Raw genomic sequence first — 11,570 nt, forward strand, 5'->3', positions numbered from 1 at the left:
AGGTGATTTAATGGCTGAATTAGATGTTACAAACGATATTCAACGTATGCAAACTTTATTAGGTGTTGAATTAGACGATGCTGATAAAGGACGAGTTGAAGCTTATATCGTGCAGGCTAAACAAGCCATTATAGTTTACATTCGCAAGTATCTTGATGATGATACGTTCCCAACTGAATTGAATTATCTAGTGGACCAGTTGACGTTAGCAAAGTACAACAAGTTTCATAATGAAGGTATGAACAGTATTTCAGAAGAAGGATTGTCAATGTCTTTTAATTCAAATGACTTGAAAGATTATTTACCTGATATTGAAGCTTGGATTGACTCTACTGGTAAGAACGATGATTTAACCGGTAATGCAATAGGGTGGTTCTAATGCGATACGACAAGACAGTTTACCTTATTACTGAAACTGCTAACGATGGCGATGATTTAAACTTTGAGGGTCCTTCAACGGCTACTAAAGTAAAAGCCAACGTTAAGCGTACTAATTTAACGCTTGGTAACGGCGAAATGTATGACGCTACAATCGTACGTGTTTATGGAGAATGTGAAGCTGATAAAATTGGGCTTTCAGACTATGACCCTAATACAGGTAATAACGCTCATAAGATACAGAAAGTTGGACGACACTTTAAGCGGACTGACTTTTATATCATCAACAGCGAGGTGATTTTTAATGCCAAATGATAGCTATGAGAATCTACCACGAGTTAATTTCAGTGTTAGCACTAAAGAATTTGAATTGTTAAGAGCTGAAGCACAAGCATTAGCACGTATGGGAATGCCAGAAGCAATGGCAGAGTTCAATCGTGAATATGCACGTGCTAAAGCGGCAAGCAAAATCTTTATTCGTAATGCGGCAGCTGAGGAAGTTGACGAAGCCCAAAAGATTGAAAGTCAAAAAGTGGGGCATAGCAAAAGTGGTTATGTACCGACTGGTACCTTGCAAGGTAGTATCACACCCGAATTTAGCGAAGATGGTATGAAAGTTAGCGTTGTACCGTTAGCAACCTCTGAGGACGCTGACGAAGCTCGAAAGCAGATTAAGCAAGGCGCTAAGAAAGTACGCAAGGTAAACAAGCCCTCAAAGAACAAAGACGCTTATTATTACGGTACAGCGGTTGAGTTTGGTAAAGGGCATAATCCTAAAGAACCGTTCATGAAACCAAGTGGCGAAAAAGTAGCTGCTCGTCTTGATAAGAAGTTTGAGGATACAATGCGACAAGCATTAGAGTAGGAGAGAATATGGGACCAGAAGCAGACCTTATCAAACAGGTTAAAATGGCTCTTCACCAAGTAAGGGCACCCGTTTTTTATGACGGGCAAAAACACGATGCTAAATATCCACAGGTGATTATCGATTTTAGCAATATTCAGAATGAACCTTGTTCTTACAAGGGGATTGAGGAAACTAAGTTAACAATATCTGTTGATGTTTATAGCAAACCAGAACGACTTGATTTATTACTAGATGTAAGTAATCAAGTTAGAAATATTATGCAACGAATAAAATGCGCTCACTGGCAATTGAGATTTGATGATTACAGCGGGCGCATTTTAGATGATGAGTCATATCAAGGAGAGTCGCTTAAAAGGGCGGCTTTTTTGTTTGATTTTATAGTTTATGCAATTTCAAGAAGGGAAGTTGATTAATTATGCCAACAACAATTGAAAATCGCAAATTAGATATGAAGGATTTCCACAAAGCAGATTTGATTATTTATGGTATTAAGTTGCCCTGGGATAAGCCAAGCGACTTAATTCGGATGTTAGGTCAGCAAGCAGCGACTTCAACAACCATGACCCCCGCAAGCACCAAGTTGACACTAAAAAAGGGTACTGGTCAGTTGCCAGGAGCATTATCCGAAACATTCGTAGTAGATTCATACTGGCAAAACTTAACTGATGATTTGTATCTAGGATTAAAGCGGGTTGTTCGTGAAGGACTAAAGGTAGGCATTTGGCGATTCGATTTTAATGGAAAACGTGATGATCCAGAGGCTCCTGGTCAATTTGTTGTTCCTGCTACCTTTGCTCAAGCATATCCTAATGGGATGCCTGATACAGAAGCAGTTAACAACGTTTTGCACTCTAACATTACTTACAACGTTGATGGTGAATCTCAAGAAGGGGTCACTAAACAAGCTGAATTGGATCCAGCTATTTATAAGGTTGGACTACAAATGTATGACTTCGCCCACAATACTGATTTTGGTGGAACCGCAGATCCACAACTATCACCAATGGACCAATATATGCAAGCTCACGGGACAACGACTAACACTAACAGTTCAGCTCCAAAAGCATAAATATTAGGAGGAATTTTTAATTATGAAAGCATTGACTATTAACGGTACTACTTACGAACCTAAGCTTAATTATGCATTTTATCGACAAACTCGCGATGACGAAGAATTAAAGAGCAATAACCAAGATGGTTTTTCGAGTTTGGTCGCTGGCTTGATTGATGAAAACGTTGATATGGTTGTTAAAGCTTACTATCATTCATTAGCTTATCTTCGGCGTTCTCAACCAGCAGAATCAACAATCGAAGAAAATTTGGAATCGCTAATTTTTAATAGTGATGATGAGACTAACAAGGCCTTTGATGACATTATTAATAGTCTGAAGACTAATGGTTTTTTAGCTCGGAAGTTATCCGAATACGTGAAGAACAACGAAAAGAACGCGGACATCGTTCAGGATCAATTGGAAAAGATGAAGGACGAAGAAAAACGTCAACAAATGCAAGTGGGCTTAGAACAAATTCAAGAGGAAACCAACAAACTCAAGAAGCTTTTGACGCCTACCGACTCATCGCCGAAGCAAGACGGATTGGACTCACCCCTTCCGAATTAAATGATTTATCTCCAAAAGAATTTAAGGCAGTTCAGCGTGGCTATCAGCTCCAACTGGCTGATCAGCGGCATGAAACAATTACTGCTAGACAAATTCCGCAAAGAACAGCTTCACCAGATGCAGTGAATAATGCTGTGCTTGATCAAATTTACGAAACATTAACGCAACGAAATGATGAGCTGATGGATAAGCTCAATAAAGCAGATCAACCAGCAAAATTATCTAACAAGCAACAATTGTTTATACAGCTTTTACAACAAGGAAAGGAGGATAACTCATGAGTAGTGCAGTTGTAGAGAAAAACTTTGTGTGGCGTTTTATTGATAAGGTTACACAAGGCGTTAAAGAGGCCAGAAATGCTATGCAAGAAGCCGAAGAAGCTGCAAAGCAAACTAGTAATGAAGTCTCTGAAACGAGCAATAAGTGGACCAATTATGGTAATAAAGCCAAAGAGTCAGCTGAAAAGGCTTCAAACAGTTACAAAGAGTATAAGGATCAAGTAACTTCTTCAACAACTGCCATTAAAGAGCAACTATCTTCCTTGAACGAAAAAGTAAAAGCTGTTCCTAAAGAGCATTGGACCAAAATTAAGGCCAAGATTGAAGATAGTAATTTAGGTAAGTTTGCTAGAAAAGTTCATGATATTCCTAAGTCGCATGAAACGACTTTATCTATTAAAGATCGTCTTAGTAAACAGCTAAAGAAAGCGCAAAACCAAGTTAACGATACTAAGAAGTCATTTTCTGATTTAAAAATGACAATGGCTGGGACCTTTCTTGGTGGTGCGGCTCTTGGTGGGATTTATGCCATTGGCAATGGATTAAAAGAAGCTGCTGCCGCTGGTATGGAATTCAACACTGAACAGCAAAAGATGAATCAAACCTGGCTTACACTTACTGGTAATGCAGATAAGGGTAAAGCGATGGTTGATACTATTAACGAACTATCTGTTAAGACTGGTCAATCACGAGATCTTGTTAACGAGTTGGAACAAGGATTTTATCATCTACATTCACGAAAGAGTGAAGCTGATGATATGACTAAGGCAATGCTTAACATGGGGGATGCAGTTGGGTTAACCTCGGACCAAATGAAGCAAGTTGAACAGGATATGGTTCACGGACTTGCTACTGGTAAAGTTACACAGGGTGAACTTAACCAAATTGGTATGTATTTTCCAATGATTGATGAAGCGATGGCTAAGCACTTTAATACTTCAGTAGCTGGAATGCGTCAAATGGCATCTGCTGGGAAGATTACTGGTAAGGATTTAGAAGAGGTTTTTGAGAAGCTTGGTAGTGGTAAATATAGTAAAGCTGCTGACAACATGATGCAATCAATGTGGGGAATGGAACGGACGATTAAGTCACAAACTCCCGCTTTGATTGGTGCTTTTGAAAAACCATTCTTCGAAATGAAAAGTCCATTCTATGCGTCCGTATCTAAATGGATGTTAGATCCAGCAACCCAAAAAGGATTTCAGAATGCTGGTAAAGTGATGGCACAAGCTTTTAGTGGTGCGTTTACAGTAATATCTAGTCTTGTATCTCCATTTGTTAAGCTTTATCAAGCTGTATCGCCAGTATTAAAACTGTTTGCAAGTGGCGTCTGGGCAGGAATGAAAGAATCGTTTACTGTCATGGCTGGAGCAGTTAAGTTGGTTTCTGACGCTTTCTCAGCTGCAATTACTTGGATTAGTAAATTCTTTGCTTACGTTGGAAAGATTACCGGATTGTCATCACGATTTAGCAAGTTCGGTGGTGGAGTTAAAGCACTTGGGGGAATATTTGGTGCTGTTCTTGGACCTGTTATAGCGCTAAAAGGAGCAATAGCGGCTTATAATACTGTTTTGTTAGCACACCAAGTTGTATTAAATGTTGTTACCAAGGCAAGCAAACTTTTTGCTGGAGCACAAGGACTTGTTAATCTATCACTTTCTGCTAATCCAATCGGATTATTTATTGTAGCGCTAACCGCAGTTATTGCTATCTTGGTACTTGCTTATAAGAAAGTTAAACCCTTCCGTGATGCTGTTAATCGGTTAGGTAATTCAATCAAGCGATTCTTTACTGGTAAATCAAGTTGGGGTAAGGCTTTTGTTAAGCAATTAAGTGATATTGGTAAAGCGATTGTCGATATGGGTAAGAAAGTTCTTAACTTCTTCAAGAAAGACTGGAAAGAGCTTCTACTATTTATTGCTAATCCGATTGTTGGTGGATTTGCGTTAGCCTACAAGAATATCAAGCCGTTTCGGGAAAAAGTCGATAAGATTGCTAAGGGAATCAAAGGTAGTTTCACGGGTAAAGCTGGCTGGGAAAAGTCGATTGGAAAGTTCTTCAAGGACGCAGGTAAATCTTATCAGCAGTATTCCAAGAAAATGGATAAACAACAAGAGCAGGCGCATAAACGACTAGTTAAGAAATGGAACGGTTTCTGGAATTTGTTAGCTAAAGGTGCTCGCAAGGGTTGGAGCAATATGAGAAAGCATGTTGCTAATGGAGTGAAAAATGTAAAAAAAGCTGCTAGTGCCAAAACAAAGAGTATTGAGAAAAATTGGGATCAAACTTGGACCAACATTAGTAACTTTACTCGTCAAGCTTGGAAGTTTATTAAACAACATTCATCTGATGGAATAACTAATATTCATAATGTTATTTCTTCGGGAGTAAGTGTTATTAATAAACTCTGGTCTGCTGGTTGGGATCTTTTCTCAAATATTTTCAAAGGTATCTGGGATGGGATTAAACAGGCAGCACAAGATGGTATTAATGCGGTGATTGATATTATTAATGCTGGAATTGGTGGTATTGATAAAGTTTGGAGCTTCTTTACTGGTCACGGAACCGGAATAAAGAAACTAGGAAAGGTACATTTTGCTCAAGGTGGGACAGTTCATCGTCATTTATCAGTGATTAATGATGGGGATGGTCCTGATTGGAAAGAGCTTGTACAAATGCCTGATGGCGGTCTTTTTATGAGTCAAGAACGAAATTGGACTGGCTTTTTACCTGAAGGTGCCCGAGTATATAGTGGTGCTGAAACCAAAGCCATTATGGGAATGGCTGGGGTAGATCATTATGCAACTGGCGGTATTGTAGGTGCTAAACACTTCGCAGATGGTGGGATTGTTGACGATGCTATTGATTGGGCTAAAGGAACTCTTGATAATATTGGGAGTTGGATTGGCGATAAGATTGATGCATTAATGAAATTCTTAGACCATCCGGTTGAAGAAGTTAAAAAGGTGGTTGAAAAAGCCGTTGGTGGTATGTATAACAATGCCGCTAATTTTGGCGATTTGGCAAAGGGCAATTGGGATAAGCTTACTGACAAAATGGGTGACTGGATCACTAAACAGCTTGAACCAGTATTGGATAAGCTATTAGAAGCAAATCCCGGTGGTGCTGGTGTTGCTCGTTGGCGCCCGTATATTTTGCGAGCTGCTAAACAACTAGGTGTTCAACTATCAAGTGGTCAAATCCAAAAAATGCTGACTCAGATTAATACTGAATCTAAAGGAAATCCTAGCGCAATTGGTGGAACAGATGGCTTATCTGACGGTCATGCGACAGGACTTCTTCAGTTTAAGCCAGGAACATTTCGTTATTGGGCCATCTCAGGTCACGGAAATATCATGAGTGGATATGACCAAATATTAGCTGCTATTAATTGTTTAAACAATGGTGGTGAAGGTGGCTGGGGTTCATTTGGGATTCCTGGACGCGGTTGGGCAACAGGGGGAGAAATTAATTCTCAAATGCTTGGCTGGGTTGGCGATAATCCGCAACATCATGAATTTGTTCTTAATCCATATGCTACAAGTGCTGAACCACTATTAGATAAGGCGTTTGAAGCTACTGCTCAAGCACAACCTGCTACTCAAGGAGTTAATAATAGTGGTAATTCTAAGTTAGACCAGATGATTGATCTGTTAGGTAAAGTTCTAGTTGCTATTGAAAGCCAAGATACTGACGTATATTTAGATTCGGAAAAGGTCAGTAAAAAATTAGGTCGAATTCAGGCCAAGAGATACTCTCTAACGAAAGGATAGTGAATAATAATTGATTCAAGTTTTTTCTAAGCGGGATGATAAGCCACACCACTATGGCTTTGCTGATATGGTTAATCCTCCATTTGATCCAATTGAATTTGCTATAAGTATTGATGAGGGTAAAACTTGGACTAGCTGCTACGATGTACCGTCGATTGATGGGGTATTATGTTATCGTGCACCAGATGTTCAAGTTGCAAAGCGGACGGATAACACTAAAAAGTTAGGCTTATCTGACGGTTCAAGACTAATGTCGACTACTTATGATAGTAGGCAGCTAAAAATAGAATTAATGTATAACGGAATCAATGAAAAAGACGCTATGTTAGCTTTTGAAGCAGCACAGCGTTTTTTAGTTGCTCGGGATCCGTACTGGATTACGTTTAGTAATTGGTCTAATCGTATGTATTATGGCACTGCTTCAATGGGTGAGGTAACTTATTCAGACGAAAGACATTGGACTTGTGAGGTAACCTTTACAGACTTAATAGGGTTAAGTCGTTCAATTGGGACTTCACAACAATATCCTGATGATGTGTGGGGAGTTAATAGCAATCTACCTGAAGGAATTGATCCGCAGTACACGTTTACTAATAGTGATTTTGATGTTTACAATTTATCGGATGTATTGATTGATCCCGAACGAAGAGGCCATCAATTTAAGTTGATTTGTCAGGGACAGTCTAGCGGTAATTTAAAAATTACTAATAAAACCACTGGAGATGTATTAACTAAAGCGAGTGCTTTCAATGGTACTTTTGTATTAGATGGAGTAAATCCTAAATTGAATAATGAAGGATGTCTTCTAGATACTAATTGTGGAGTTTTGACTTTAGAAATTGGAAAAAATGAATTTCATATTGAGAATTTTGCTGGGAAAGTAATGTTTGATTTTCCGATGTGGTGGTTATCATGAGTGATTTATATAGCATGGTTTATATTGAATCAGCGGATGGGAAACATGCCTTTCGTGTTGATTGGAATGATCTTTATAATTCGTTTAAGCGTAATTTTCAATTAAATTCAAATTATGAAATTTCTTTTACTTTGACATATACCGAACAATATAAAGACGTTTTTAACATTGCTAAAGAAAAATGTTGGGCTTGGTATGACGGTCAGTGGTTTAATATTCAACAACGAGAAGTTGATTCTGATGAGAATGGATTCGCTACATTACAAATAACTTGTACACATACGCTTATTGATAGTATGAAAAATGTACGATTAGATAAGTCTCAACCGACGGAGGATAATCCTGAGATAAGTGGCGGTGACTCTTCAAATAATGATTCATCAGATGATTCTAGTGACAGTCAACAAGCTGGTACTGTAATTAAAGAAACGGATAATAAGCAAACCACCTCATTAGACGCTTGTCTTCACAACTTTCTGGATAATAATGATCAAAATATCAAGTACGAATTACATGGTAATTTTCCCCAGGCAGCGGTTGAATGCACAGGTTCCTTGTATGATTGGTTAGGTCAAAATCTTTCATTATTCAATGCGTATTATGTTCCAGATAACTACACACTTAAAATTTATGATCTTGATAGCTTAAAGCATCAAACAGGTAAACAAATTCGCTATTTGCATAATATGACTAATGTTAATTTACAAACTGATGTAGTTGATTTAGTGAATGATTGTGAAGTTTATGGCGGAAAAATGGAGAAAGATATCACTACGGCAAGCGGAAATGGAGCAACCGAACCTCAAAACGGGGACTGGACTCCTGTGATTCAAAATGCCGCTGGATTAGTTGGTGAACATCTTTCTCAAAATGATATTAATTTAATTTTGGCTCAAATTAATCTTGAATCAAGTGGTCAAGAAGATGCTAAGGGTGGTGATGATGGACTGTCCGATGGTATTGCTAAAGGACTGCTTCAATTCAAACAGAGCACCTTTGACTACTACTCTCGTCCACCTTACACAGATATTTGGCATGGATTAGATCAATTAGTAGCTTTGATGAATGTTCCTAACTGGCGTAACCAGATTACAGGTCATTCAGGATGGTCGCCTCAGGGAGCACCAGTTTCTAAAGCTACTATTCAAGTCCAAACTGGTGGTAATTGGGGATGGCCATTTCCAAGTGTTGGAGAGGGTAGCTTTTCGAGCAGTCAACTATTTGGTGTTCAGCCAGGTGGGGGATTCCGAACTAATGGGTTTCACGACGGGTTGGATTTTGGATCTGTTGACCATCCAGGAAGTGAAGTCCACGCTATTCATGGCGGAACTGTTACTTCAATTGCTTGGGGTGGCAGTGAGATTAAGTGGTATATCGTTATTACTGACGAAACTGGCTTAAATGTTGAATATCAAGAGGCTTTTTCAAGTAGAAATAACTTCTCCGTTGCAATGAATCAACATGTTAATACAGGTGACGTGATTGGCTATCGTGATATGGATCATTTACATATAGGTATTACTCGGCATAACATTCAAGAAGCATTTAATCACGCTTTTCTAAATGATGGGACCTGGCTTGATCCGTTGGAAACCATAAAAAATGGTGGTGCTTCTGGAGGGAGTAGTGAAGGTAGCACAACTACTACAACAGAGGTTTACTATTTACTTCATTTCCATTATCAGGATGAAGATAGCATAAAGAAATATCATCTTCATCGTGGAGCACCGATTATTCAAGATTCTATTTATGATATGGATGCTTTAAAACAATATGTTGAAAATACTGTTCAGCATAAACCTAAAGCAGCATTAACTATTAATGGATATTCTGGTAACCCAGGGAACCTTGGCGATGTATGGAAACTAATTGTACCTGAACTCCAATTAGATATGGACGTTACACTAGTGGGAATCCAAGGGAACGATGAGTATTTCCATCCAAATGGAGATCAGGAACTATCTCTAAATAACACAGGATTAGCCATGAAGGATGCAATTAATGCAATCTGGAGTGATATCCGAGAAGTCAATAAAAACATTAGTGTATTGGACTCATTTAGTGGAACAGGCTCTCGACGTGAAGACCATTTCGCAAATGAAAATAATAAGCCTGGTAGAGGTAATGATAATAGATAAACTGAGGTGATTGATTTTGAGCTTTAAGATGCCCCATATTGATGATTTAGCAACGAATGCAAAATTACCTGGGATGTTAGCCGAGAATGCTCGGGCGGTTGAACAAGAACTTAACGAGATTGACAAAAATATTGCTAGGTTAACGAAGCAATACAATGAATTGAACAAAGATGATATCCAAACTGAATTAATCAATGATGCTGGAATCTCTGTTACTAATAATGACGGAGAGACCAGCATTATTGATATTAGAGATACGGATACTTCATCTGAAATTAGTTAGAAAAGGAGGGATTAATTTTGCCAGTTAAGGTAACACATAATAATAATGGTCATCATTACCGAATAGCGATTGATATTGCTAAAGAAGGAGCTGAAGTGTTTGACCTAACACCTTACTTTAAAGGGCGGGTCAGTGATAATAACTTTGGCCTGCAAATTGTTTGGTATTATCAAGGACAGCTATTAGATGTTTCTGGTATGAAGCCTTTTATTCAAGGAAATGTTGGCCACTATTCATTTGATGATCAAAAGAACCTGCAAATGGCACCTGATGCTGGAACGGTTTCATCAACAGGTGATCCAAAGGATTGTCAGGCCAATGGTCAAGCACTATATCGGTTTCCGGAGCAGATGTTCCCTAAAGAAGGAATTTTCAAGGGCTTTATTGGGTTACTTGATGATTCCGATGACGGTGGTCATACACATTTAACGGGAGTTAATATTTGGTTCCGGGTTCTGGGCGGCGTTGCACAAATGGGACGAGCTTGTGACTTCTACATTAGTGATTTGGATATTGCATTGACCAACGCTAAAGAGAAGCTCCGTCAAGAAGGCATTGAACGAGAACAAGAATTTGAAAAGATTCTGGCAGATTTGCAAACTAAGCAAACAACCATTTCAAAGGAGTTAGATAAACTTGGCGATGATACTAAGCAACAATTCCTTGAATGGCTAGCGAAGTATAAACAATCTCTGCAAGATGCTCTTAATGCGGTTGATGATCCTAAAGATGGATTAATGACGAAGTATTCGTCATTGCTAACAATGGCGAAGCAGATTCAAGAGATCCTCAAACAAGCACAATTCCATGACCGGCCATTCCACTTTGCTACCGTTAATGCGATGCAAAAGTACACAGCATTAATGGACGGTGACCTTGCAATTACGCATGGTTGGGATAACTACGACGATGGTCACGGGGCTTACTGGAATATCCGAGTTAAGCATAAGGACGAAATGCCGGATGAGCAGAACGTTATCAGTATTAATACTGATATGGGTTTAGTTGCGGAACGGAACTCATCCTTGTTGAGTGCGGACAGTCTGGAAGATTTCCTCTATGGCTACACGATCGAGATTAAGCATAATCAATGTGAACACCCACTGCGTCCAGCAGTGCTGTACTACGAGGACGCTATCGGGACTGAACGGGATGGCTTAGGAAAGACTAGTCATGGTTTCGGTCAGATAAATACCAAGCTGATTAATTGCATTGCGGAATACCCGGATGCAAACACAATTAAGGTTAAGATTCCCCGGAACTTCTATCTTGATGCCGTACCGCATTATAAGTTCGGTGCTTGGTATCTGATTGACG

Annotated in this window: 12 protein-coding genes; all 12 read left to right on the top strand. The window is 39.0% G+C overall.

The genetic code is table 11. From position 1 onward, the window contains the following. Nucleotides 1-10: 10 nt before the first annotated feature. Nucleotides 11-379, top strand: a complete 369-nt coding sequence (locus tag HUK49_RS03630; RefSeq protein WP_191912688.1) for a phage head-tail connector protein — start codon at nt 11-13, stop codon at nt 377-379. Continuing rightward, the gene (locus HUK49_RS03635) at nt 379-693 is read left to right on the top strand and encodes a hypothetical protein (protein ID WP_191912689.1); all 315 of its coding nucleotides are present in this window, start codon (nt 379-381) and stop codon (nt 691-693) included. Before HUK49_RS03630 ends, HUK49_RS03635 begins: the two co-directional genes overlap by 1 nt. Beyond that, a complete protein-coding gene (locus tag HUK49_RS03640; RefSeq protein WP_191912690.1) occupies nt 683-1,243 on the top strand; it encodes a hypothetical protein in 561 nt (186 codons plus the stop codon). The genes HUK49_RS03635 and HUK49_RS03640 overlap by 11 nt, the downstream gene beginning before the upstream one ends. A gap of 8 nt (nt 1,244-1,251) precedes the next feature. Continuing rightward, nucleotides 1,252-1,659: a hypothetical protein gene (locus tag HUK49_RS03645; protein WP_191912691.1), complete on the top strand. Its 408-nt coding sequence runs from the start codon at nt 1,252-1,254 to the stop codon at nt 1,657-1,659. 2 nt (nt 1,660-1,661) lie between these two features. After that, nucleotides 1,662-2,315, top strand: coding sequence for a phage tail protein (locus HUK49_RS03650; RefSeq protein WP_235980958.1), 654 nt, complete (start codon nt 1,662-1,664; stop codon nt 2,313-2,315). Nucleotides 2,316-2,337: 22 nt separating this feature from the next. Beyond that, entirely contained in the window at nt 2,338-2,865 is a 528-nt protein-coding gene (locus HUK49_RS03655) for a tail assembly chaperone (RefSeq protein ID WP_191912692.1), read from the top strand. A gap of 134 nt (nt 2,866-2,999) precedes the next feature. After that, complete coding sequence (locus HUK49_RS03660) at nt 3,000-3,146, top strand: hypothetical protein (RefSeq protein ID WP_191912693.1); 147 nt, start codon at nt 3,000-3,002, stop codon at nt 3,144-3,146. Continuing rightward, on the top strand, nt 3,143-6,916 hold the full coding sequence (locus HUK49_RS03665) for a tape measure protein (protein ID WP_191912694.1): 3,774 nt from the start codon (nt 3,143-3,145) through the stop codon (nt 6,914-6,916). Before HUK49_RS03660 ends, HUK49_RS03665 begins: the two co-directional genes overlap by 4 nt. Nucleotides 6,917-6,926: 10 nt before the next feature. Further along, entirely contained in the window at nt 6,927-7,832 is a 906-nt protein-coding gene (locus tag HUK49_RS03670) for a phage tail domain-containing protein (protein WP_191912695.1), read from the top strand. Continuing rightward, complete coding sequence (locus HUK49_RS03675; protein WP_191912696.1) at nt 7,829-9,970, top strand: phage tail protein; 2,142 nt, start codon at nt 7,829-7,831, stop codon at nt 9,968-9,970. Before HUK49_RS03670 ends, HUK49_RS03675 begins: the two co-directional genes overlap by 4 nt. A 16-nt stretch (nt 9,971-9,986) precedes the next feature. Next, nucleotides 9,987-10,253 (top strand): hypothetical protein, encoded by a 267-nt coding sequence (locus tag HUK49_RS03680; RefSeq protein WP_191912697.1) that lies wholly within the window; start codon nt 9,987-9,989, stop codon nt 10,251-10,253. A gap of 17 nt (nt 10,254-10,270) precedes the next feature. After that, a partial coding sequence (locus HUK49_RS03685; protein WP_235980960.1) for a DUF2479 domain-containing protein occupies nt 10,271-11,570 on the top strand: 1,300 nt, incomplete at its 3' end.

This window comes from Limosilactobacillus portuensis, assembly GCF_014838735.1.
Lineage (GTDB): Bacteria > Bacillota > Bacilli > Lactobacillales > Lactobacillaceae > Limosilactobacillus > Limosilactobacillus portuensis.